General features: G+C 74.0%; 19 protein-coding genes and 3 pseudogenes. 12 read left to right on the forward strand and 10 right to left on the reverse strand.

Annotated elements, in window-relative coordinates; genetic code table 11:
* Positions 1–147: 147 nt before the first annotated feature.
* Entirely contained in the window at positions 148–942 is a 795-nt protein-coding gene (locus ABVB68_RS17440) for a glutamate racemase (RefSeq protein ID WP_503006148.1), read from the reverse strand.
* A 69-nt stretch (positions 943–1,011) separates the two neighbouring features.
* On the opposite strand from ABVB68_RS17440, the gene ABVB68_RS17445 reads away from it, so the two are divergent.
* Positions 1,012–2,175 carry a glycosyltransferase gene (locus ABVB68_RS17445; RefSeq protein WP_353601977.1) on the forward strand — a complete coding sequence of 388 codons (1,164 nt, stop codon included), beginning with the start codon at positions 1,012–1,014 and terminating at the stop codon, positions 2,173–2,175.
* Positions 2,176–2,181: 6 nt separating this feature from the next.
* Here ABVB68_RS17445 and ABVB68_RS17450 read toward each other — a convergent pair whose 3' ends face one another.
* Complete coding sequence (locus ABVB68_RS17450) at positions 2,182–3,504, reverse strand: TerD family protein (RefSeq protein ID WP_353601978.1); 1,323 nt, start codon at positions 3,502–3,504, stop codon at positions 2,182–2,184.
* 292 nt (positions 3,505–3,796) lie between these two features.
* Between ABVB68_RS17450 and ABVB68_RS17455 the strand changes: the two genes are divergently transcribed.
* The 4 genes from ABVB68_RS17455 to ABVB68_RS17470 all read left to right on the forward strand — a co-directional run bounded on the left by ABVB68_RS17455 (position 3,797) and on the right by ABVB68_RS17470 (position 8,591).
* Positions 3,797–4,234 carry a DUF6643 family protein gene (locus tag ABVB68_RS17455; RefSeq protein WP_353601951.1) on the forward strand — a complete coding sequence of 146 codons (438 nt, stop codon included), beginning with the start codon at positions 3,797–3,799 and terminating at the stop codon, positions 4,232–4,234.
* Between the two features lie 43 nt (positions 4,235–4,277).
* A complete protein-coding gene (locus ABVB68_RS17460) occupies positions 4,278–5,105 on the forward strand; it encodes an MOSC domain-containing protein (protein WP_353601952.1) in 828 nt (275 codons plus the stop codon).
* Between the two features lie 216 nt (positions 5,106–5,321).
* Positions 5,322–5,927: an Rv1733c family protein gene (locus tag ABVB68_RS17465; protein WP_353601953.1), complete on the forward strand. Its 606-nt coding sequence runs from the start codon at positions 5,322–5,324 to the stop codon at positions 5,925–5,927.
* Between the two features lie 225 nt (positions 5,928–6,152).
* A complete protein-coding gene (locus tag ABVB68_RS17470; RefSeq protein WP_353601954.1) occupies positions 6,153–8,591 on the forward strand; it encodes a right-handed parallel beta-helix repeat-containing protein in 2,439 nt (812 codons plus the stop codon).
* A 153-nt stretch (positions 8,592–8,744) separates the two neighbouring features.
* On the opposite strand, the gene ABVB68_RS17475 is transcribed toward ABVB68_RS17470, so the two are convergent.
* On the reverse strand, positions 8,745–11,144 hold the full coding sequence (locus tag ABVB68_RS17475) for a hypothetical protein (protein WP_503006149.1): 2,400 nt from the start codon (positions 11,142–11,144) through the stop codon (positions 8,745–8,747).
* A gap of 283 nt (positions 11,145–11,427) precedes the next feature.
* Between ABVB68_RS17475 and ABVB68_RS17480 the strand changes: the two genes are divergently transcribed.
* Both ABVB68_RS17480 and ABVB68_RS17485 read left to right on the forward strand, forming a co-directional pair.
* Positions 11,428–12,276, forward strand: a complete 849-nt coding sequence (locus ABVB68_RS17480) for a DeoR/GlpR family DNA-binding transcription regulator (RefSeq protein ID WP_353601955.1) — start codon at positions 11,428–11,430, stop codon at positions 12,274–12,276.
* Positions 12,277–12,344: 68 nt separating this feature from the next.
* Positions 12,345–12,806, forward strand: coding sequence for an SRPBCC family protein (locus ABVB68_RS17485; RefSeq protein WP_353601956.1), 462 nt, complete (start codon positions 12,345–12,347; stop codon positions 12,804–12,806).
* A gap of 199 nt (positions 12,807–13,005) precedes the next feature.
* Here ABVB68_RS17485 and cds1 read toward each other — a convergent pair whose 3' ends face one another.
* On the reverse strand, positions 13,006–14,130 hold the full coding sequence (gene cds1, locus ABVB68_RS17490) for an L-cysteine desulfhydrase Cds1 (protein ID WP_353601957.1): 1,125 nt from the start codon (positions 14,128–14,130) through the stop codon (positions 13,006–13,008).
* A 359-nt stretch (positions 14,131–14,489) separates the two neighbouring features.
* On the opposite strand from cds1, the gene ABVB68_RS17495 reads away from it, so the two are divergent.
* On the forward strand, positions 14,490–14,813 hold the full coding sequence (locus ABVB68_RS17495; protein ID WP_353601958.1) for a hypothetical protein: 324 nt from the start codon (positions 14,490–14,492) through the stop codon (positions 14,811–14,813).
* 253 nt (positions 14,814–15,066) lie between these two features.
* Positions 15,067–15,588 (forward strand): annotated as a pseudogene (locus ABVB68_RS17500) (ATP-binding protein); the annotation flags it as partial.
* A 661-nt stretch (positions 15,589–16,249) separates the two neighbouring features.
* On the opposite strand, the gene ABVB68_RS17505 reads toward ABVB68_RS17500, so the two are convergent.
* Complete coding sequence (locus ABVB68_RS17505; protein ID WP_353601960.1) at positions 16,250–16,540, reverse strand: SHOCT domain-containing protein; 291 nt, start codon at positions 16,538–16,540, stop codon at positions 16,250–16,252.
* Positions 16,541–16,998: 458 nt separating this feature from the next.
* Between ABVB68_RS17505 and ABVB68_RS17510 the strand changes: the two genes are divergently transcribed.
* Positions 16,999–17,598 (forward strand): TetR/AcrR family transcriptional regulator, encoded by a 600-nt coding sequence (locus ABVB68_RS17510; protein ID WP_353601961.1) that lies wholly within the window; start codon positions 16,999–17,001, stop codon positions 17,596–17,598.
* 218 nt (positions 17,599–17,816) lie between these two features.
* Positions 17,817–18,395, forward strand: coding sequence for a DUF4865 family protein (locus ABVB68_RS17515; protein WP_353601962.1), 579 nt, complete (start codon positions 17,817–17,819; stop codon positions 18,393–18,395).
* A 140-nt stretch (positions 18,396–18,535) separates the two neighbouring features.
* Here ABVB68_RS17515 and ABVB68_RS17520 read toward each other — a convergent pair whose 3' ends face one another.
* The 4 genes and pseudogenes from ABVB68_RS17520 to ABVB68_RS17535 all read right to left on the reverse strand — a co-directional run bounded on the left by ABVB68_RS17520 (position 18,536) and on the right by ABVB68_RS17535 (position 20,934).
* Complete coding sequence (locus ABVB68_RS17520; protein WP_353601963.1) at positions 18,536–18,676, reverse strand: hypothetical protein; 141 nt, start codon at positions 18,674–18,676, stop codon at positions 18,536–18,538.
* Positions 18,673–19,911, reverse strand: a complete 1,239-nt coding sequence (locus tag ABVB68_RS17525; protein WP_353601964.1) for an ROK family protein — start codon at positions 19,909–19,911, stop codon at positions 18,673–18,675. The genes ABVB68_RS17520 and ABVB68_RS17525 overlap by 4 nt, the downstream gene beginning before the upstream one ends.
* Before the next feature lie 48 nt (positions 19,912–19,959).
* A pseudogene (locus ABVB68_RS17530) lies at positions 19,960–20,052 on the reverse strand (alpha-ketoglutarate-dependent dioxygenase AlkB); the annotation flags it as partial.
* A gap of 231 nt (positions 20,053–20,283) precedes the next feature.
* Entirely contained in the window at positions 20,284–20,934 is a 651-nt protein-coding gene (locus tag ABVB68_RS17535) for an alpha-ketoglutarate-dependent dioxygenase AlkB family protein (protein WP_353601965.1), read from the reverse strand.
* Between the two features lie 67 nt (positions 20,935–21,001).
* Here ABVB68_RS17535 and ABVB68_RS17540 point away from each other — a divergent pair, with 67 nt between their 5' ends.
* Entirely contained in the window at positions 21,002–22,135 is a 1,134-nt protein-coding gene (locus ABVB68_RS17540; protein ID WP_353601967.1) for a methyltransferase, read from the forward strand.
* 114 nt (positions 22,136–22,249) lie between these two features.
* On the opposite strand, the pseudogene ABVB68_RS17545 reads toward ABVB68_RS17540, so the two are convergent.
* Positions 22,250–22,553 (reverse strand): annotated as a pseudogene (locus tag ABVB68_RS17545) (hypothetical protein); the annotation flags it as partial.

Consider the following 22,553-nt stretch of genomic DNA (forward strand, 5'->3'; position numbering starts at 1 on the left):
GCGGACGGTGACTGCTCCGTGCGGCCCAGACGACCACCGGCTCGTGCGGCCGGCTCGGCGCCCCGCGCGCATGCGCGTCGGGTGGGCTTCCTCATCCTCCTGCGTCAGCGACCGGCCCCGGCGCCCCTCGGCCGGCGGGCGCCCCTGTCACCTGCGGTCGGCGAGTGGGCCGGTGGCGGGCAGCAGCCGTCCTTCGGCGTAGTGCAGGGCGGGTGCGGGCAGGTCGCCCTCGCGGCCGCTCAGCAGCACCGTGAGCGTTCCCTCCGCCGGGGCGTCGGGCGCCGGCAGCTCCCCGATGCGGCGCAGGGCCTGCGCGGCCACCGCTCCGGCCGAGCCGTGCAGGACGAGCGGGGCGGTGCCGGGACGCTGGAGGGCGGCGCGGATACGGTCCGCCACCAGCTCGTAGTGGGTGCAGCCCAGGACCACGGTCGTCACGTCGTCCGGTGTGAGTGCGGCCGCCGCGCCGACGGCCGCGTCGATGGCCGCCTCGTCCGCGTGCTCGACCGCCTCGGCGAGACCCCAGCAGGGCACCTCGGTGACCGGCACACCGTCGGCGAAGTCGTCGATGAGACCGCGCTGGTAGGCGCTGCCGGTGGTGGCCGGGGTCGCCCAGATGGCGATCCGGCCGCCGCCCGCCGCGGCCGGCTTGATCGCCGGGACGGTGCCGATGACGGGGATGCCGGGCTCCAGGCGGGCGCGCAGGGCCGGCAGGGCGTGCACGGTGGCCGTGTTGCAGCCGACGATCAGCGCTTCGGGCCGGCGGGCCGCGGCGGCCTCGGCGACGGCCAGCGCGCGCCGGGTGAGGTCCTCGGGGGTACGCGGTCCCCAGGGCATGCCGTCCGGGTCGAGGGAGAGCACGAGATCCGCGTCGGGCCGCAGGCGCCGTACCGCGGCGGTGGCCGCCAGCAGACCGATTCCGGAGTCCATGAGCGCGATCTTCACCCGGCCACGATAGACGATGCGCTCTTGTGAGCGGCTCGGGTGGGGCAGACTGCGGCCGTGAGCGCCGTCATGTGGATCACCGCCGTGTCTCTTGCCGCCTGGTGCTGGCTGCTGCTGTGCCAGGGCTTCTTCTGGCGCACGGACGTCCGGCTGCCGCCGCGCCGGGAGCCGGGCGAGTGGCCGTCCGTCTGCGTGGTCGTACCGGCGCGCGACGAGGCCGCCGTGCTGCCGGCCGGCCTGCCCTCGCTGCTGGCGCAGGACTATCCGGGGCGGGCGGAGGTCTTCCTCGTGGACGACGGGAGTACGGACGGCACCGGGGAGCTGGCCCGCGAGCTGTCCCGGCGCCACGGCGGGCTGCCGTTGACCGTGGGCTCGCCCGGGGAGCCGCCGGCGGGCTGGACGGGCAAGCTGTGGGCCGTGCGGTACGGCATCGGCCTGGCACGCGCGCGTGAGCCCGAGTACCTGCTGCTGACGGACGCGGACATCGCGCACGCGCCTGACAGCCTGCGCTCGCTGGTGGCGGCGGCCCGCACCGGGGGCTTCGACGTGGTGTCGCAGATGGCGCGGCTGCGCGTGGAGAGCGGGTGGGAGCGGCTCGTGGTGCCGGCGTTCGTGTACTTCTTCGCGCAGCTGTATCCCTTCCGCAGGATCGGCCGGAAGGGATCGCGTACGGCGGCCGCGGCGGGCGGCTGTGTCCTGCTGCGCTCCGAGACGGCCGAGCGGGCCCGCATCCCCGACGCCATCCGGCACGCCGTCATCGACGACGTGGCGCTCGCGCGCGCGGTGAAGGCTTCGGGCGGCCGTGTGTGGCTGGGGCTGGCCGACCGGGTGGACAGCGTGCGGCCGTACCCGCGGCTGCGCGACCTGTGGCGGATGGTCTCGCGCAGCGCCTACGCGCAGTTGCGGCACAACCCGCTGCTGCTTCTCGGTACGGTCGCCGGGCTCGCGTTGGTGTATCTGGTGCCGCCCGCCGCGCTGGCCGTGGGCGCGGCCGGGGGCAGCGTGCCGACGGCCGTCCTCGGTGGGCTGGCGTGGGCGGTGATGGCGGGCACGTATCTGCCGATGCTCCGTTACTACCGCCGGTCGCCGTGGCTCGCCCCGCTGCTGCCGTTCACCGCGTTCCTGTACCTGCTGATGACGGTCGATTCGGCCGTGCAGCACTACCGGGGGCGCGGGGCGGCCTGGAAGGGCCGTACCTACGCCCGTCCCGGTGCCGTGCCCGAGGAGGGCTGAGCCGGGTCACTTGCGGCCGGGCGTCCAGTTCATGCCCCAGCCGTAGGCGCGGTCCATGGTCCGCTGCGGGCTCACTCCGCGCTCCGGCACCAGATACCGCGCCTCGCGCTGGACGACGAGGTCGCCGCCCGTGTTGGTGATGAGGGCGAGCGCGCACACGGTGGAGGGCACGGTGCACTCGTCGAGCGAGAAGTCGACGGGGGCGCCGTACTGCGGCTGGAGGGTGACGGTGGCGTGCAGGTCGGCGAAGGAGCGGGCGCCTTCGTAGACGGTGACGAAGACGAGGATGCGGCGGAAGTCCCGGACGTGGTCGAGGTTGACGGTCAGGTTCTCGCCGGCGGCCACGGCGCCTGTGCGGTCGTCGCCGTCGAGGTGGATGTACGGCGGCCGGTGCAGCGATCCGAAGGCGTTGCCGAGTGCCTGTACGACTCCCTTGCGGCCGTCGGCGAGTTCGTACAGGGCGCACAGGTCGAGGTCGACGTCGCTCTGCCGGGTGCCCCACAGGCCGGTCCGGCCCGTGGACTGTTTGCGCATCTGCCAGTTGAGGTTCACCCGCATGATGCCGGAGGTACCGCCCTGCTTGGCCAGTGAGACGGCGGGGGCCGCCTTGGTGAGGGTGACCTTGGAGAGACGGACCGGCGGGGCGGCGGGGGCGGGAGGGGCCGCGGGTGGGGGCGGCGGCGTCCCGGGCGCCGCACCGGGCGGCGGCACAGGGGCGGTGGCCGGAGCCGGTGGCGCGTTCGGAGGGGCGGCCGGGGTGGGCGGTGGCACGTCCGCCCGGGCGGGCGTCGTGGGCGGCGCGGTGTGCTGCGGTTCGTCCACGGTGATGCCGAAGTCCTCGGCCAGTCCCTCCAGTCCACTGTCGTAGCCCTGGCCGACCGCGCGGAACTTCCAGCCGCCCTGACGGCGGTAGAGCTCGCCGAGCACGAAGGCCGTCTCCACGGTGGCGCCGGGGTCGTCGAAGCGGGCTGCCACCTGGCCGGTCGCGGGGTCGGTCACCTCGATGTAGAGGCCTGGGACCTGTCCGAACGTGCCGCCGTCCGCCGAGGCGGCGAGGACGATCCGTTCGATCGCGCTCTCCACGCGCGCGAGGTCGACGGCAAGGGTGTCCGTGACGCGTCCGCCGGCTGTGCGCTTGCCCTCGTGGCGGACCGCGCCGGAGGCATGGGCGGGCTGGTTGTAGAAGACGAAGTCCCCGTCGGAGCGGACCTTTCCGGCGGTCAGGAGGAGCGCCGAGGCGTCGGCGTCGGGTACGCCGGGCCCGGGGCGCCAGCCCAATTCGACGCGCAGCGTCGTGGTCGGCACCGGCACGTTCGATCCCTTCGGCATTGGCATGTCCGCCCCCATCCTGTGTCGCTTTCCCGGCGTCCCGGCGGCCCGGTCGATCCCTACCCGCACAACCTATTCCCGGCCCGGCGAACTCCCACGAGCGGCACCGGAAGATCACCGGTCAACCGCCGGTAACCCGACAGAAACTCGCCCTTTACACGATCCAAACGTCGATTGGCGTCCTTTTTTGCCGAGTTCGCTCGGATTAGGGATGCCAGGTCACTGCCGACACGGAAAACAACCCTCTTATCGGTCTCCCCAACCAGCACATCGTGGGCTTAACTTATGTGCCATGACCTCCCCCCGCTCCACTTATGGTGGCGGCTACTACTCCGCCTCCTTCCCGGACACCCCGATCTACGACTCCCTCGTGGCCGAGCGAGGCACTCCGCAGATCGCCCCGATCCGGGTCCCCGCCGCCTACGACACGGGCAGCAGCCTGCCCGCCCTGCCGTCGGCACTGCCCGCCCTCCCGGCGGCCCCGTCCCCGCAAGCCCCCGCCTACGGCTATCCGCACATGCAGCAGCCCGCCCCGCTCCAGCACGCGCCCGCGGCGTACATCCCGCAGCAGGCGAGCGCCCCGCGCGGGTACCCCGGTCCGCAGGCCCCGCAGCAGCAGCGCCCCATGGCGGCGGGTTCGGGGTACGAGGCCATGCGCCCGGCCGCCCCGCGGCCCGTGCAGCCCTCCTACCAGGACCCGTACAACAACCAGCAGTACCGGGGATACTGACCGGCGCCGCCCGCGCATCGGTGCCTCCTGGCACGATGGCGTCATGGGAAACGCCGAAGTGCAGTCGATCCACGTCCACCCGGTCAAGGCGTTCCGGCGCCTGTCGCCCCGGGCAGCCGAGGTGGAGCCCTGGGGCCTGGCCGGCGACCGGCGCTGGGCACTGATCGACGACGGGGGAAAGGTCGTCACGCAGCGGGAGCAGCCGCGTCTCGCGCTGGCCGCCGCCGAGCCTCTGCCCGGCGGCGGCCTTCGTCTGTCGGCGCCCGGTCAGGCGCCGCTCACGGTCCCGGTGCCCGAGCCGGCGGCGACCGTGCCGGCGGACGTCTTCGGGACCAAGGTCGATGCGGTCCCTGCGGCGGCGGCCGCGCACGACTGGTGCAGCTCCTATCTGCGGGCCGCGGTCCGCCTGGTGCACATGGACGATCCGGCCGGCCGCCGCCCCGTCGATCCCCGGTACGCGCTGCCCGGCGAAACGGTGAGCTTCGCCGACGGCTTCCCGCTGCTGGCCACCACCGTGGCCTCCCTCGACGCGCTGAACTCCCTGATCGCCGCGGGCGACCACGCACACGAGGGCCCGCTGCCCATGAACCGCTTCCGGCCCAACATCGTGGTGGCGGGCACCGATGCCTGGGCCGAGGACCACTGGTCGCGGATCTCCGTCGGAGACGTGGTGTTCCGGGCCGCGAAGCCCAGCGGGCGGTGCGTGGTGACCACCACCGACCAGGACACCGCCGAACGCGGCCGGGAACCGCTGCGCACCCTGGCACGGCATCACAGGATCGACGGCAAACCGGTCTTCGGCCAGAACCTGGTGCCCCTGTCGCCCGGCACGATCAGGGTCGGGGACCCGGTCCGGCTGCACGACCGGTAGGCGAGCCCCGGCACGCCCCGGTCGTTCGCGGCCGGACCGGTGTCGGCGACGGGGAACCCGGGGGCGGGGCCCGGCCGTTGGGAGGGCGTGAGAATGCGGTGAGAGGCCGCGTCCGTCGCCGGCCGCGGCGGACGCGATGCCGCTCTCCCTTGGCCCCGGACCGGGAGCGAGCGTCCGCGCCCGGGGCTGTGACGGTGCGAAGAGGGGGGTGTGGGGATGCGGGCAGTGAGCGGTTTGTGGCGCTGGCGGCACAATGCGCTGCGCCGTGCGACCGATCTGGCGGAGGCGTGGGTGGCCCTCGTGGCGCTGGTGCTGATCACCCTGGCGGCTCCGGTGACCGGCTGTCTGGTGGGTGCCGCCGCTCAGGACTCGCTGCAGCGGGCCGTGCGGCAGCAGCAGCACACCCGACGCCTCGTCACGGCCACCGTGGTGCGCGACCTGGGCGAAGCCCCGCTGGACACCGACCCCGACATCACCCCCGGTCGCGAGGTCCGCAGCCGGGTCCTGGCCCGCTGGACCGCTCCGGACGGCACCCGCCGGTACGGCATGGCCCTCGCCGGCCTCAAGTCCCCGCATCCGGGGGACCCCTTCCGGATCTGGACCGACCCGCACGGCCGAATAACGACCCGGCCGCTGGACGCCCCCACGGCGACGACCCACGCGGTGCTCGCCGGGACCGGCGCGGCCCTCGTGCTCGTGGCGCTGGTGGAGAGCGCTCGGCGGCTGGCCGTCTGGCGCATGGTCCGGCGCCGGTACGCGCGCTGGGACCAGGCCTGGGAGCGGGCGGGCCCGGACTGGGGCAAGGCGGGCACCGGCTGCTGACGCCCTTTCCGGCTCTGGTCAACCCACCGCGCACGCACACGCTACGGTGGACCGGCCGAAGCGCTTTCGGCGACGACCCGCGGGTGAGCGAGACCCAGGGGCGTGCGGCTTCTCGTGAACGCGAACACGCTCAGGTCACGGGGATTCCGCACGCTCACGGGCACCGGGGCCACGCTCCGACGGCAGCGAGCCATCAGTACGACAAGGTGGGGGCACGGCAACACCATGGCACAGGGCACGGTCCAGGTGACGCACACCGGTACTTCGCGGTGGCGGCGCCGCACGGGTGAGTACGCTTCGCTCGCCGCCGCCCTGGAGGCCGCCGCGGACGGCGACGTCCTCACCATCGCCCCCGGTACCTACCGGGAGAACCTCGTCGTGCAGCGGGCGGTGACGCTTCGCGGGCCCGAGGGCTCCTCGGGATCGGTGCGGATCGCGCCGGTGGACGGGGTGCCGCTGACCGTGCGGGCCTCGGCGGTGGTGCAGGACCTGCATGTGGAGGGCCAGGACGCGGCCGCGCCGGCCCTGCTGGTCGAGCAGGGCGCGCCCGAGCTGATGGACGTGCGGATCGTCACGCGGTCGGCCAGCGGCATCGAGGTGCGCGGTGGCGCCCGTCCGACCGTGCGCCGGTGCACCGTGGACAACCCGGCGGGCATCGGCATCGCCGTACTCGACGGGGCGGGCGGGGTGTTCGAGGAGTGCGAGGTCGTCGCGGCCGGGCAGGCGGGCGTCGCGGTCCGTGGCGGGGCCCATCCGCGTCTGGAGCGGTGCCGGGTGCACCACGCCTCCGGCACCGGCCTCACCGCGACCGGTGAGAACTCCGCGCTGGAGGCCGTGGGGTGCGAGATCTACGAGGTGCGCGGCTCCGGCGTCCAGGTCACCCAGCGGGCGACGGCGCACCTGACGGACTGCGATGTGCACCGCACCACGGCCGACGGCGTCACGCTGGACACCGACGCGGTGCTCACGCTGGCCGACTGCCGCATCCACGACATCCCGGAGAACGCGGTCGACCTGAGGTCCCGGTCGGTGCTGACGCTGACCCGGACGACGGTCCGGCAGTTCGGGCGCAACGGCCTGTCGGTCTGGGACCCGGGCACCCGCGTGGACGCCAACCAGTGCGAGATCTTCGACAGCACCGGCGACTACCCGGCGGTGTGGGTGAGCGACGGGGCGACCGCCGTCCTCGACTCCTGCCGGGTTCACGACGTGCCGGACGCCCTGTTCGTACTGGACCGGGGGTCCCGCGCGGACGTGGTGGACAGCGACCTGTTCCAGGTGCGCAACACGGCCGTGTCGGTGAGCGACGGGGCGACCGCCCAGCTCGACGACTGCCGGATCAGGGAGGCGGCCACCGGCGCGTGGTTCCGCGACCACGGCAGCGGCGGCACGCTCAGCAACTGCACGCTGGACACCACCCAGACCGGTGTGATCGTCACCAAGGGCGCCGACCCGACCATCGAGCGCTGCACGGTCGAGTCCCCCGCGGAGGCCGGTTTCTACGTATCGGCGGGCGGCCGCGGCAGCTTTTCGAACTGCCGGGTCAGCGGCAGCGGCGGCTACGGCTTCCATGTGATCGACGGCTGCCGTACGACGCTGCGCAAGTGCCGTACGGAGCGGTGTGCGCGCGGTGGTTACGAGTTCGCCGACGCGGGGCCGGACGCCGGGACGGCGGCGGGCCCGGTCGTGGAGGACTGCACCAGCGACGAGAGCGGTGGCCCGCGGCAGCCGGCACTGCGCGCGACGGCCGTGGAGACGGTGCCGCACTCGCCCGGCCTGCTCGGTTCGATCCCCGGGCAGCGCACCGCCGAGCAGGAGCCGCCGGCCGCCGACGCGGAGCCGGGGCAGCCGGTGCGGACGTCGAAGGACGTGCTCGGGGAACTCGACGCGCTGGTGGGCCTGGAGAGCGTCAAGCGCGAGGTGCGGGCGCTGACCGACATGATCGAGGTGGGCAGGCGCCGGCAGCGGGCGGGTCTGAAGGCGGCCTCCGTCAAGCGGCATCTGGTCTTCACCGGTTCGCCCGGCACCGGGAAGACGACGGTCGCCCGGCTCTACGGCGAGATCCTCGCCTCGCTCGGCGTGCTGGAGAAGGGCCATCTGGTCGAGGTCTCCCGGGTCGACCTGGTGGGTGAGCACATCGGATCCACCGCGATCCGCACCCAGGAGGCCTTCGAACGGGCGCGCGGCGGTGTGCTGTTCATCGACGAGGCGTACGCGCTGTCGCCGGAGGACGCCGGGCGCGACTTCGGCAAGGAGGCCATCGACACGCTGGTGAAGCTGATGGAGGACCACCGGGACGCGGTGGTGGTGATCGTCGCCGGCTACACGGCGGAGATGGAACGCTTTCTCTCCGTCAACCCGGGTGTCGCCTCCCGCTTCTCCCGCACCATCACCTTCGGCGACTACGGCCCCGAGCAGTTGCTGCGGATCGTGGAGCAGCAGGCCGACGAGCACGAGTACCGGCTGACGCCGGGCGCGTCCGAGGGACTGCTCAAGTACTTCGCCGAGATCCCCAAGGGAGCGGCCTTCGGCAACGGCCGTACCGCCCGGCAGACGTTCGAGGCGATGGTGGAGCGGCACGCGAGCCGTGTCGCCCAGGTCGCCGACCCGACCACCGACGAACTGACCCTGCTGTACGCGGAGGACCTGCCGGAACTGCCGTGAGCTGCCCGGCGGCGGTGTCCGCCCCGGTGGGTCACGCACCGGCGCGTGGGTGCGCGTTCCTCCCGCAGGAGCTGAAGGGCCTGGCCGGCTCCCGCTCCGCGGCGCGAGCGCAGGGGTCCCGGAGCGCGCCGGGCACAGGGCCCGGCGGTGTTCTCATCCCGGGCCGCCCGAATCCGGCCGTCCCGGCGGTTCCTGGTCGGGGCGCTGCACCGGCAGGGTCTGGTCGGAGCCCTGTAACGGCGGGTCCGGGTCCGGGCGCTGTCCCGGCACGTCCGGGTCCGGGCACAGGCGGGCCAGCAGCAGGGCTCGTTCGCGGGTGAAGACCGGGTCGGCCTGGTAGTCGGAGTGGCCGAGGATCGGCGCCGGCAGTGGGTGGTCGGCGGTGCGGCCGTAGGCGAGGGGATCCCGCAGGGGTTCGTGGTCCACGGGCGGGGTGTCGTCGTCGGGGGCGCGTACGGGGCCGCCGATCGGGTCGGTCAGGCGGTGCAGGTTGCGCCAGCAGGCCACGTCGCGGTGCAGCGCGGCGAGCGCGGGCGGGCCGAAGTGCGCGGGGAACCAGCGGCCGTACAGGCGCTCCAGCGGGGAGCCGTAGGTCAGCAGGGCGACCCGCCCGCGCACCGGCGGCGCCAGCTGCCAGGCCGCGGCGGCGGCCAGGACGCTGCCCTGGGAGTGCCCGGAGAGGACCAGGCGGCCTCCGGTGCGCTGGGTCCACGTCGCCATCCGCCAGGTCAGGTCCGGCACCGCGCGCTCGGCGTAGCAGGGCGGGGCGAAGGGGTGGGCGGCGCGCGGCCAGAAGGTGCCGACGTCCCAGAGGATGCCGATGGTGCGGCGGGCCGAGGCGTCCTTGTAGGCGCGTCGGCCCCAGGTGACGAACAACAGGAAACCGAGGCCGATCAGCCAGGACCCGACCGCCTGCGAGGTCTCGGCCACGGCCTGTACGGCCGGGTAGGTGTGCCGGGCCGCGCCGTCGGGTGTCCTTTCGGTGCCGAGGGCGCCGGCCAGCGCGGCGGCTCCCAGCACCAGGGTGGTGGCGGTGAGCACGGCGAGGACGAGCGGGGCCCGGTCGGTGAGGGTGGCCGTGGCGCGGGCGTGGGCGATGGCCCGGGTACGGGTCGGGTCCTCGGGCTCGCCGGGGTGCTCGTGGCGGACCCGTTCGCGTTCGGCGCGGGCGAGCCGGGAGGTGCTCAGGGCGAGCCGGGCGGCCAGGAGCAGCAGGACGGCGAGAAGGGGAGGGATGGCGGACGCCTGCCAGGTGAGCAGGACGGGCGGGCCCGGCAGGAGTGCGCGGGTGCCGTCCAGCCAGTCGGCGACGCGTTGCGCGACCCCGCCGGAGATCACCCCGCCCAGCGCGCAGGCGAGCAGTGCGACGGCCGGACCGCCGAGGCCGCGCATTCCCGCGCGCGGGTCGGGTCGACGGCGGTACAGGTCCGCCGCCACGGCGGCGAGGGCGAGCACGAGCAGCCCCTGGCCCAGCATCAGGGCGCCGAAGGCCGGGTCCCCGGGCAGCCGGCCGGTGGACCGCCAGCCGGGCCGGGCCCAGCCGGTGTACACCAGGGTGAGGATCAGCAGGGCGAGCGCGCCGAGCGACAGGTGCCGTACCAGGAGCCGTTCGAGCCGCAGGTCGAGGCGGTTCTCGCTGCGGCCTCGGCGGCAGACCACGCCTGCCACCGCCCCCGCGCAGGCCGTCAGGGCCGCGGTCAGCAGCCAGCCCGCGGCGTCCAGGGCGGCGGGGCCGCCGGGGCGGTGGTCGAAGCGGACCGCGGGGGTGGCGACGGCGGCGGCCACGGTCAGCAGGCCGGCCGCCGTGTGCGCGGCGCGCAGCCGGGCCACCAGGCGGCGCCCGTACCAGAACCCGGGCCGGGCCAGGGCGCTGTCGTCGGTGGCCGGTGCGGGCTCGGGGGTCATCGGCAGGTGTGACTCGTACGCGCTCCAGGTGCGGTGGGAGAGGTACCACAGCAGGCCGGTGAGCGCGGCCGGGACCAGGGCGGCGAGGGCGAGCCGGCGGCCGGGCGCGGTCCACCAGCCGTGCGCGGCCGGGCCGGGTGCCAGGAACCCGAGCCAGGAGTGGCGGCGGGCGCAGGCACGCACACCGGCGCACTGCCAGGCCACCAGGTCCAGGGCCACCTCGCAGGCGGCGGCCACCAGCAGGACGGTCAGGGTGAGGGCGGCCAGGCGCACGAGGAGGCCGTAGAGCCGGACGGTGCGCTGCCGGCCCGGAGCGGCGGGGCGCATCCAGTGGGCGAGGTTGACCACCATGAACGGCAGCAGCAACAGCCACAGGGCACGGCTGCCGTCGCCGGAGGTCAGGTTGCACCAGACGTACGCCTCCCGGACGGGCCCCTGGCGGTGGCGGCTCCCGGCCTCGGCGTCCTCGGCGCGCCGGAACACGGCGGCGATGTCGTCGCCGGTGATCCGGACCGTGCGCGGGTCGCCGAGCATCTTCCCGGGTGTGCTGCCGCCGACCCCGTGCACGAGAAGTTCCAGGTCGGTCTCGGGCTCGTTCCCCGGCCGGACCGGTTCCCGGCCGGCCGGGCGTTGCTGTGCACGTTCCACTGTTCCCGCACTCCCCCGTGACGCTCCGAAGGCCTTGGACGGCGCGCGCTCCAGGGTCGCCGGTTCCGCGCCGGGGCGCATCCGTCGTCACGGAATCTCCCCGATCCGGGGGACGGCGGACGGCCCGCGCCGACAGGGGCGGATGCGCCTCGTGTCAGGCGGTGGCGCAACCGGTGGCGACCCGTGAAAAGATGGGCGCCCGCGCATCTGGTGAGGCAGGAACATCCTGGTCGGAGCAGGTGCGCCGAGCGTGTCGGACGGCGGCGAAAGGACCGGAGCGTACGTGAGCGAGAATCAGAACCTCCTCGCGGAGCAGCGCCGCGCCCTGATCCTGGACGAGGTCCGGCGCCGCGGTGGTGTGCGGGTCAACGAGCTGACCCGCAAGCTCGGTGTGTCGGACATGACCGTGCGCCGCGACCTGGACGCGCTCGCCCGCCAGGGGGTGCTGGAGAAGGTCCACGGCGGTGCGGTGCCGGTGGTCGAGCCCAGCACCCACGAGCCCGGGTTCGAGGCGAAGTCGGGTCTGGAGCCGACCGCCAAGGAGGACATCGCACGCGCCGCCGCGCGGCTGGTCACCCCGGGTACGGCGATCGCCCTGTCGGGCGGTACGACGACGTACGCGCTCGCGCAGCATCTGCTGGAGGTGCCCGACCTGACCGTGGTGACGAACTCGGTGCGGGTCGCGGACGTCTTCCACGCGGCGCAGCGGAGCTCGGGGCAGCGGCAGGGCGCGGCCACGGTCGTGCTGACCGGTGGGGTGCGCACGCCGTCGGACTCGCTGGTGGGCCCGGTGGCCGACCAGGCGATCGCCGCACTCCACTTCGATCTGCTCTTCCTCGGGGTGCACGGCATATCGGCGGAGGCCGGACTGTCCACGCCGAACCTCGCGGAGGCGGAGACCAACCGGCGGCTGGTGCACTCCGCGCGCCGGGTCGTGGTGGTCGCCGACCACACCAAGTGGGGCACGGTGGGCCTGAGTTCCTTCGCCACGCTGGAGCAGGTGGACACGCTCGTCACCGACGCGGGACTGCCCGCCGACGCCCGCTCGGAGATCTCCGAGCACCTGCCGCGGCTGATCGTGGCGGGTGAGCCGGAACCGGAGCCGGAGCCGCTTGCCGACGAGGACATCTGACGGGGCGTCAATTAGGCTGGCGGGCAACGCCCTGCTCCCGCAGGTGACTTCACGAGGAGTTCGCCGCCATGGCTCAGCGTCTGCGTCCGGTCGGTCCGGAATTCGTCGGGACCGCACCCGTACGGCTGGTGTTCGCACAGCACATGGCCGCCGCGCCGGAGTCGGTCTTCCACGCCCTGGCCGAGGACGTGGCGGGCTGGCCGGAGTGGTTCACGGCGGTGACCTCGGCCCGGCCGACGGAAGGCGGGCGCGACATACGGCTGCGGGGTGGCACCCGCTTCCAGGAGACGGTACTGGCGGGCAGGGCTCCCGAGCTGTACGCCTACCGGGTCGACGTGACCAACATGCCGGGGGCGCGCGCCTGGGTCGAGGAGTGGCGGCTGGCGCCGGCCGGCACCGGGACCCGGGTGCGGATGACCTTCGCGCTCGACGGTACGGCCGCGTTCCTGCTGGTGTGCCGCCTGATCCGGCCGGGCGTCGGCCGCGCCTTCCGGGACGCGGTCACGGCACTGGACCGGCGGCTGCGGTAGCCGGCTCCTTCGCGGCGGCCGGGGTGCGATGCCGCCGGCGCCGAGGTGACCGGCTTTCCGTGCTGTTGGGCCTTCCGTCCCGGCCGGCTTTCCGTGCTGTTGGGCCCTCCGTCCCGGCCGGCTTTCCGTGCTGTTGGGCCCTCCGTACGGGCCGACTTTCCGTGCCGCTCGGCTTTCGGTGCCGGCCGGGGCTCCGGCTTCAGTCGGGCCAGGCGCCCGTCGTCAGCAGGGTCTCGATCGCCGTCGTGTACGGCGCGATGTCCAGGCCCTGTTCCGCGAGCCACGTGTCCGAGTAGTACTTGTCGAGGTACCGGTCGCCGGGGTCGCACAGCAGGGTGACCACACTGCCCTGGCGCCCCTCGGCCACCATCTCCGACACGATCTTGAGCGCGCTCCACAGCCCGGTGCCCGTCGAGCCGCCCGCCTTGCGGCCGATGGCCCGCTCCAGGGCGCGTACGCCGGCCACGCTGGCGGCGTCCGGCACCTTCATCATCCGGTCGATCGCGCCGGGCACGAAGCTCGGCTCCATGCGCGGCCGGCCGATGCCTTCGATCCGGGAACCGCAGTCGCAGGTGACGTCCGGGTCGCCGGTGGTCCAGCCCTCGTAGAAGCAGGAGTTCTCCGGGTCGGCCACACAGATGCGGGTGTCGTACTGCATGTAGTGCACATAGCGCGCGAGCGTCGCCGAGGTGCCGCCGGTGCCGGCCGTGGCGACGATCCACGTCGGCTCCGGGAACCGCTCCAACTCCAGCTGGCGGAAGATCGATTCGGCGATGTTGTTGTTGCCGCGCCAGTCGGTCGCCCGCTCGGCGTAGGTGAACTGGTCCATGTAGTGGCCGCCGGTCTCCACCGCGAGGCGGGCGGACTCCTCGTACATCTTCCGGGAGTCGTCCACGAAGTGACACCGGCCGCCGTGGAACTCGATGAGGCGGCACTTCTCGGCGCTCGTCGTGCGCGGCATGACCGCGATGAAAGGCACGCCGATCAGCTTCGCGAAGTACGCCTCGGAGACGGCCGTCGAACCGCTGGACGCCTCGATCACGGGCCGGCCCGGGCGGATCCAGCCATTGCAGAGGCCGTAGAGGAACAGGGAACGCGCGAGCCGGTGCTTGAGGCTGCCGGTGGGGTGGGTCGACTCGTCCTTCAGATAGAGGTCGATGCCCCACCGCTCGGGCAGCGGAAAGCGCAAGAGGTGGGTGTCCGCCGAGCGGTTGGCATCGGCCTGCACCTTGCGGACGGCGTCTTTCAGCCAGTTGCGGTACTGGGCGTCGCTGCGGTCGACATCGAGGGTGGCGCCGGTCCGGGCCTGGGGGATGGTGCTCACGGCGGTGCTCCTTACGCTGGACGCCGACGGCGCTGCGCGCGCTCGACATCTTGAGCATAGGCATCTTTCAGACCGCTTCCCACCTGCATAAACGCATCTTTGAGCCACCCAAAGGCGCCCTGGGGAACGGGCGTACGAGGCAAGTGGGGGGCGCATTGGCGGGAGTGCTCCGGGCGCCTGTCGCAGGAGTCCCTCGCGTACTGGTGCTCCACGCGGCATGGAGGCAGACTGCACGAGTCGGGACGGTCGTCCCGGACGGGGGCGCACACGGACCACGAACCACAGGACCACGGGGCCTCGGGAACACGGGACCCTGGGAACACGGAACCTCGGGAAGACCCGCAAGGGGGCGGCGAAGGATGGCGGAGCCGGAGTTCACGGCCACGGGCGTGCGGATCGGCAAGCGGCTGCGTTCACTCACCCGCGCCGGGCAGGTCCGGATCAGCGACGGCAGGGTGGAGTTGCTCACCAGCTACGGGAGCGAGATCGACAGCGCGCCGGTGCAGGCGGTACGGGCCTCCAAGCCGTGGTTCGCGCCTGAGGACCGGGCGCTGGCCGACCTCAACGGCGAGCGGTACCTGCTGACCCTGGGCGAGCAGGACCCCGCGCCGGGCGAGCCGGGGCCGCCCGCGGCGCGGCGGTTCATCGAGGCGGTGCGCCGGGCGGCCGGACGCGGCGGCTGACGGTCGTGCCGGACGCGGCCGCCGCCGTATCCACGGTCGGTGACTGTGGGCAGCGGCCCGTCGCGGCGAGTTGCGGGAGCGCATCCGCTGCGGCACGCTGGTCTCACGTCACTCTGGGTTTACCGGCGATAACGCTGCGAACCAGCCCGCCGGCCACACAGCAGGCGGCCGTTTGGACGCAAGCACCCTGCTGGATCCGTTGTTCTCCGTGTTCTTCCGGTTCCTCCGGACCTCACATCGGGGAGTCGCAGCCGTGATCAGTCACCCAAGCAGGCACTGCACGGTGGAGCTCCAAGCCCTGCCGTCGCGGATCGGCCAGGTCCGCAGAATCGTATCTGCGCAGTTGCGCTACTGGCATATGGACCCCTTGATCGACCGGGCCGCGCTCGGTGTGACGGAGCTGCTCAGCAACGTCCACCGGCACGCCAGGCCCGACAAGTCGTGCACCGTCGAGATCGAGTTGCTGCCCGACCGGCTCACGGTGTCGGTGCGTGATCACGACCCGCGTCTTCCGGTACCGGCCGATGCCGAGGACTCGACGGACGCCGGCCCGTTGGCCACCTGCGGCCGGGGGCTCGCGATGGTCGCCGCGGTCAGCGAGAGCTGGGGCGCGCGGCCGGACGGCGAGAACGGCAAGGTCGTCTGGTTCACGCTGCCCGCCCCGGCGGTGGTACGCGGCTCCGCGGCCGGCACACCGCGCCGAGCGGCGCGACGACAGCCGGCGGCGGCCCGCCCGGCCGAAGCCCGCCCGACACCGGCACCGGCACCCGCGCCGGTCGGGGTGGGGACTCGGGTCGGGGTCGGTGCAGGAGCTCCGGTCAGGGTCGGGGCGGAGACTCCGGTCGGGACGGGAGCGCCGGCTCCGGTCGGGACGGGAGCGCCGGCTCCGGTCGGGGCTTGGGCTCCGGGAGGCGCGGGAACGCCCACTCCGGTCGGGGCGGGAACCCCCACTCCGGTCGGGGCGGGAACCCCCACTCCGGTCGGGGCCGGCGCTCCGGCCGGTACCGGGAGTTCGGCCGACGCCGGTGCTCCGCCTCCGGTCGCCGCCGGGGCTCCGGCCTCGCCCTCTGCCCCGGCTCCGGTCGGCGCCGTAAGGGCGGTCGGCGCACGGACTCCAGGCGGTCTGGCGGCGCCCGCTCCGACCGGGGCTTCGTTGCCTTCCGTGCCTTCCGTGCCTTCCGTGTCACAGTCAGGGGCAGGGCCTTCGACGCCTGTGGTGGCGGTGGCAGCGGCAGCCGCTTCGGCCGCCGCACGGGTCCAGATTCCGGCCCGGCCGGCAGTTCGCCGCTGACCGGGCCCAGCCCGCGGCCCGCCCACGCCGCGCCGCCCCAGCCGGTGGCGCGGTCCAGCGTGTGCCGGTGATCCTCATCCCGTCGCCCCGGTGATCGTCGCTCCGTCTGCGAAGCGGGCCGCAATACGTGCTGCGGGCGGCGCGGTCATGCGGCACCGCCCTTGCCGATGCGGCCGAACCGCTCCTCCAGGACGGACAGGCGGCGCCAGTACTCGTCCTCGTCGATCTCACCGGAGGCGAAGCGGCGGCCGAGGACCGCGAGTGGGGAGTCGCCCGCCGGGTGGCCACCGTCCGAGTGCCGCCACGGGCCGCCGGGGCCGCGCCGCCCGGTGCGGCGCAGGAGGGTGACGGCGCCGGCCACGGCGGCCGCCCAGATCAGCGGGAGGAACAGGATCCAGGGGCCGGGTCCGCCGTCCCAGTCGGCAAGGGTCTGCATCTCGGATCATCTCCGTCATCGGTTCCGGTCTTCGGGTGATGTCCCGAGACTGCCGTCGGCAGGGGGTCCGGGTCGTCGTGCGGCCGGCGGCAGTGTGCGTACGTCCCCCGGAGTACGCGGGGCACATCGGCCTGCTTCCCGGGGCGCGGCGGGTGCTTGGAAGCGAGCCGAGAGCTGGGAGTCGAAGGCCGCGGGCTGCGGGGCGGGGAGTCGCGGGCAAGTCGGCGGGGAGTTGCGGGCCGAAGGCCGCGGGCCGCTGACAGCTGGTGGCTGCTGGCGTGGCTGTGGCTGGTCGCTGGTGGCTGAGGTGGGCGGCTGGCAGTTGGCGGCTGGCGGTTGCCAGTTGGCAATTGGCGGCTGGCAGTTGGCAGCCGACGGCTGACGGCTGATGGCCTGATGGCTGATGGCTGATGGCTGATGGCTGGCAGACTGTAACTACTCGTATGTACAGTAGGTGGATGAGCACCTCGGAACGACTGATCGAGTCCACCCGCGAGCTGCTGTGGGAGCGCGGATACGTCGGCACCAGCCCCAAGGCGATCCTCGAGCGCTCGGGCGCCGGGCAGGGCAGCATGTACCACCACTTCAGGGGTAAGCAGGACCTGGCCCTGGCGGCGATCCGGCGGACGGCCGAGGAACTGCGGACCACCGCCGAGCACGTCCTGAGCGGGCCGGGCACGCCGTACGAGCGGATCGAGGCCTATCTCCTGCGCGAGCGTGACGTGCTCCGCGGCTGCCCTGTCGGCCGGCTGACCATGGACCCGGACGTGACCGCGAGCGACGAGCTGCGGGCACCGGTGGACGAGACGATCGCGCGGATCCGGCAGCTGATCGCCGGCATCGTCGAAGAGGGCAAGCGGGAGGGGCAGTTCACCGAGAGCCTGGACGGGGAGGAGATCGGCGCGGCCGTACTCGCGACCCTGCAGGGTGGCTATGTCCTCGCCAGGGCGTCCGGTTCGCCCGCCGACTTCGACGCCGGTGTCCGCGGTCTGCTCTCCCTGCTCGCGCCTCCGACTCCGACTCCGACTCCGACTCCGACTCCGACGAAGGAGAACTGAGTCAGCCGCACTGGCGCCACCACCGGCACGGCGCCGGGCCAGTCACCTTCGTGCCCCCTCTCGCGGTCATGGAGGCCGGGGAAGGCGGCACGGCCACCGACTGGGACGCCCACGGGCGGCCGCCGAGCGCCCGGCCAGATCCGACCGGTCGCGGCTCACCGCTCACCGCCCACCGCTCACCGCTCACCGCTCACCGCTCACCGAGGATGGACTGCCTCATGCAAGCCATGCAGTACGAGATGACCCTGCCCGCCGACTACGACATGGGCATCATCCGTGAGCGGGTGGCCCGCGTCGGGCATCTGCTCGACGACTGGGACGGCCTCGGCCTGAAGTCGTACCTGGTGCGCGAACGCGGCCGGTACGGGTCCCCGGTCAACCAGTACGCGCCGTTCTACCTGTGGAACTCGTTGGCGGGCATGAACCGTTTCCTGTGGGGAGGTGGCTTCCAGCGGCCGGTGGACGACTTCGGCAGGCCCGCGGTACGGCAGTGGACCGGGCTCGCCTACGCCGAGGGCACGGCGTCGCGCGCCGCGTTCGCCGTCCGGCAGCGGGAGCCGCTGCCGGACGGGATCGAGCTGTCCGCGCTGATGGAGGACGCGGCCGGTGACACGGAGCGGCTGGCCGGTGCGGACGGGGCCGTGCTCGCCGCGGCGGCCGTGGACACGCACTGCTGGGAGCTGGTCCGGTTCTCACTGTGGGAGGACGACGCCCCCGAGGCCGCGGGAGATGTCTTCGAGGTGCTGCACCTGTCCGCGCCGGGCCGAGAGCGGATTCCCCGGGGCCGGCAGTGGTGAACCGGCCCCTCGGTCGGACGCCTCGGAAGCCGAGGAGCCACTGGAAGCCGGGGCCCTGAGAAGCCGGGCGGCCTTGGGAAGCCCGGAGCCCTGAGAAGCCGGAGGGCCCTTGGGAAGCCGGCGGACCCTGAGGGGTCATCTCATCTGGCAAGTCGGCGGTGGCAGACGAGGGTGCGGGCGATGCTGGTGAAGGCGAGAAAATGGTCGGCGAGGACCAGGCGGTGCAGCTCGGCCCAGACGCGGGCCTTCGAAGACGCCGGGCGCTCCTGAGGGACCGTCAACGCAGCGCGCCCAGAGGGTCGTCCAGTACCGGCTGCCAGGCCAGCTCCGCCGCGCCGACCAGGCTGTTGTGGTCCAGGGTGCACGGCAGGATCGGAACGCCGCCGCTCTGCCCCCACAGACTGCGGTCGGCGACGACGGCCCGCAGTCGGGCGGGGTCGGCGTCCAGGAGCGTGCGGTGCAGGCCGCCGAGGATGATGCGGTCGGGGTTCAGGATGTTGACCAGCCCCGCGAGGCCGAGGCCGAGGCGGTCGATCAGGGCTTCGGCGGCGATCCGGACGGCCGGGTCGGCGTACTGCGTGCGCAGCAGGTCGTTGGCCTGCTGGAGCAGGGACACCTCGGGACCCGGCGCCCGGCCCGCCTCCACCAGCAGGGCGAGCGGATCGGCCTCGACGTCCAGGCAGCCCCGGCTTCCACAGTGGCAGGGACGGCCCTCGGGATTCACCGTGAGATGGCCGACCTCCAGGGCGAGGCCCGAACTGCCGGTGTGCAGGCGGCCGTCCAGCACCAGGGCGCCGCCGACGCCGCGGTGCCCGGTGGCCACGCACAGCAGGTCCCGGGCTCCCCGGCCGGCGCCGTGCCGGTGTTCGGCGAGAGCCGCGAGGTTGACGTCGTTGGCCGCGAAGGCCGGGCCGGTGATGCCCGCCGCGCGCACGCACTCCGCGAAGATCCGCCGGACCGGGGCGCCGACGGGCCAGGCCAGGTGCAGGGGGTTGAGGGCGAGGCCGTCGGGTTCGGCGACGGCGGACGGCACGGCGAGTCCGGCGCCGACACACCTGCGGCCGGTCGTGCGCAGCAGGTCGGCGCCCGCCTCGACGACCGAGCCGAGCACCTTCGCCGGGTCGGCGTCGACGGTCTCGCAGCCGGGCGCCGTCGCGACGATCCGCCCGCCGAGGCCGACCAGTGCGGCCCGGAAACCGTCGGCGTGCACCTGGGCCGCCAGGGCAACCGGTCCGTCCTCGGCGATCTCCAGCCGGTGCGAGGGGCGGCCCTGGGAACCGGCCGCGGCTCCCGGCCGGGCGTCCACCCGGATCAGGCCCAGCGCCTCCAGCTCGGCGGCCACCGCGCCGGCCGTGGCACGGGTGACTCCGAGTTCGGCGGTGAGGACGGCCCGGGTCGGCGCCCGCCCGGTGTGCACCAGCTCCAGCGCGGGCCCGAGTGCACCACGCCCCCGGTCCAGCCGGGGTCTCGAAGTGGTCCTCTCCCCCGCCGTCCGGGGATCCGCGTCGCCGCTCATGAGAGCGAGTCTCCCATGATCCGCACCAGTAGTGGCCGGCACCGCCGGCTACCAGCCGCTGACCCGCAAGGTGATGTTCGACCGGCCGGCGAGACCCAGCCAGGGCGGGGCCGTGGCCGGGTGCACGCGCGGCACGCCCCGACCGCCGACGCCACCCGCTACAGGCCGCTCACCCGCAACGCGACGTTCGACCGGCCGGCCAGAAGCCAGGGCCCGACCATCCCCGGACACACGCGCGGCACGCCCCGACCGCCGACGCCACCCGCTACAGGCCACTCACCCGCGACGCGGCGTTCGACCGGCCGGCCAGAAGCCAGGGCCGGACCATCCCCAGACGCACGCGCGGCACGCCCTGACAGCCGACGCCACCCGCTACAGGCCGCTCACCCGCAACGTGATGTTCAACCGGCCGGCGAGACCCAGCCAGGGCGGGGCCGTGGCCGGGTGCACGCGCGGTACGCCGTGGTAGGCGAGCCGGGAAGGTCCGCCGAAGACGAAGAGGTCCCCGCTGCGCAGCTCCACGTCGGTGTACGGCTTCGTGCGCGTCTCGGTGTTGCCGAAGCGGAACACACAACGGTCCCCGAGGCTCAGCGAGACGACCGGGGCGTCCGCCTGCTCGTCGGCGTCGCGGTGCATGCCCATGCGGGCGTCGCCGTCGTAGAAGTTGATCAGCCCGATGTCGTAGGCGTCGGCGGGAACGAACCGCGGGCCGAGCGCGTCGGCCACCGCGGCCCGGCCCAGCTCGTCGAGCCAGGCCGGGAACGGCTTCACGGGCGCTCCGTCGCCGTCGACGGCCGAGGGGGCATAGCCGTACGGGTACCAGTGCCGGCCCAGGCAGACCTGGCGCGCGGTCATCGTGCCGCCGCCCGGGGTGCGGACCGTGCGCAGGCCGGCCGGTGGCAGGGCCCATTCCCGGCAGGCGGCCAGCAGCTCGCGCTGCCGGTCGGGGGTCAGCCAGTCCGGGACGTGCACGGCGCCCGGCACGACCTCCGCGCGCTCCCTGGGAAACAGCTCCGCGTCCACACCCCCATCCTCCCTCACCGCCCCTGATCTGCGGCTCCGCTAGCCTGGACGCACGATGAGCGACCCTATGACGACACCGTGGGGCGAGGTCGAGCTGACCCGCTTCCCCGAGGATCCGCGCGACCGGCTGCGTGCCTGGGACGCCTCCGACGCGTATCTGCTGCGCCACCTGGCCGAGGAGCAGGTGCCGCTCGAGGGGACGGTCGTGGTGGTCGGGGACCGGTGGGGCGCCCTGGTCACGGCGCTCGCGGAGCACGGGCCGACGCAGATCACCGACTCCTTCCTGACGCAGGAGGCGACGCGGGCCAACCTGGCGCGGGCCGGCGTCGAGCCCGGTGCCGTACGGCTCCTCACCACGCAGGATCCGCCTCCTGAGCGCATGGACGTGCTGCTCGTGCGGGTGCCCAAGAGCCTGGCGCTGCTGGAGGACCAGCTGCTGCGGCTGGCGCCCGCCGTGCACGCGGGCACGGTCGTCGTCGGCACCGGAATGGTGAAGGAGATCCACACCTCCACGCTCCGGCTGTTCGAGCGGATCCTCGGTCCGACCCGGACCTCGCTGGCGCGGCAGAAGGCCCGGCTGATCTTCTGCACCCCCGATCCGGCGCTGAAGCGGCCCGCCAATCCGTGGCCGTACGGATACGCCCTCCCGGAGGACGTCGGGGCGGTGTCGGGGAGCACGGTCGTCAATCACGCGGGGGTCTTCTGCGCGGACCGGCTCGACATCGGCACCCGCTTCTTCCTGCGGCACCTGCCCGGGCCGGGCGCGGCCCGCGTGGTGGACCTCGGGTGCGGCAACGGCGTGGTCGGTACGGCGGTGGCGCTGGCCGATCCGGCGGCCGAGGTGCTGTTCGTGGACGAGTCGTTCCAGGCGGTGGCCTCGGCGGAGGCGACGTACAAGGCGAACGGGGTGCCCGGGCACGCCGAGTTCCGCGTCGGGGACGGGCTGGCCGGAGTGGCGCCGGGCAGTGTGGACCTGGTCCTGAACAACCCGCCGTTCCACTCCCACCAGGCGACGACCGACGCGACGTCCTGGCGGATGTTCACCGGGGCGAAGCGGGCGCTGCGGCCGGGCGGCGAGCTGTGGGTGGTCGGCAACCGGCACCTCGGCTACCACATCAGGCTCAAGCGGCTGTTCGGGAACTGCGAACTGGTCGCCGGCGACCCGAAGTTCGTCGTGCTGAGGGCCGTCCGGAAGGACTAGCGCACCGGCAAGGCCCGGTGCAGGTACCCGAGTTCCCGCACGGCGCCGCCCGCGCCGCGGACCCGCCGCAGCGCCGTCCGCGTCACGAGCACCGCTGCCGCAGCGCCACCCGCGTCACGAACACCGCCCGTCCTCGGCGGCGCGGGGCCGCCCGGGCGCCGCGCGCGACACCGGCCGCGGCTCGGCCGCCTGAAGACGGCCGAGCGGCGACGAGCCGGAAGACGACCGCCGGCCTGGCGACGCCGTGCGCACGGCACCGGCACCGGGGCCACCGGCGGTGCCGGTGACGGTGCCGGGGCGGCGCCGGGGCGGCGCCGGGGCGGTGAGGGTGCGCAGCACCAGATAGAGTCCGGCCCTCGGTACGGAGGCCGTCAGCTCGTACGCCGGGTCCAGGCCCTGCGACCACGACGCCGCGACG

It is taken from the genome of Streptomyces sp. NPDC096012, from assembly GCF_040426375.1.
Classification (GTDB): domain Bacteria; phylum Actinomycetota; class Actinomycetes; order Streptomycetales; family Streptomycetaceae; genus Streptomyces.

Coding starts and splice junctions, on each gene's coding strand:
- ABVB68_RS17445 (WP_353601977.1), top strand. CDS start 1,012: ATGTGGATCACCGCCGTGTCTCTTGCCGCCTGGTGCTGGCTGCTGCTG.
- ABVB68_RS17450 (WP_353601978.1), bottom strand. CDS start 3,504: ATGCCGAAGGGATCGAACGTGCCGGTGCCGACCACGACGCTGCGCGTC.
- ABVB68_RS17455 (WP_353601951.1), top strand. CDS start 3,797: ATGACCTCCCCCCGCTCCACTTATGGTGGCGGCTACTACTCCGCCTCC.
- ABVB68_RS17460 (WP_353601952.1), top strand. CDS start 4,278: ATGGGAAACGCCGAAGTGCAGTCGATCCACGTCCACCCGGTCAAGGCG.
- ABVB68_RS17465 (WP_353601953.1), top strand. CDS start 5,322: ATGCGGGCAGTGAGCGGTTTGTGGCGCTGGCGGCACAATGCGCTGCGC.
- ABVB68_RS17470 (WP_353601954.1), top strand. CDS start 6,153: ATGGCACAGGGCACGGTCCAGGTGACGCACACCGGTACTTCGCGGTGG.
- ABVB68_RS17485 (WP_353601956.1), top strand. CDS start 12,345: ATGGCTCAGCGTCTGCGTCCGGTCGGTCCGGAATTCGTCGGGACCGCA.
- ABVB68_RS17495 (WP_353601958.1), top strand. CDS start 14,490: ATGGCGGAGCCGGAGTTCACGGCCACGGGCGTGCGGATCGGCAAGCGG.
- ABVB68_RS17505 (WP_353601960.1), bottom strand. CDS start 16,540: ATGCAGACCCTTGCCGACTGGGACGGCGGACCCGGCCCCTGGATCCTG.
- ABVB68_RS17510 (WP_353601961.1), top strand. CDS start 16,999: ATGAGCACCTCGGAACGACTGATCGAGTCCACCCGCGAGCTGCTGTGG.
- ABVB68_RS17515 (WP_353601962.1), top strand. CDS start 17,817: ATGCAAGCCATGCAGTACGAGATGACCCTGCCCGCCGACTACGACATG.
- ABVB68_RS17525 (WP_353601964.1), bottom strand. CDS start 19,911: ATGAGCGGCGACGCGGATCCCCGGACGGCGGGGGAGAGGACCACTTCG.
- ABVB68_RS17540 (WP_353601967.1), top strand. CDS start 21,002: ATGACGACACCGTGGGGCGAGGTCGAGCTGACCCGCTTCCCCGAGGAT.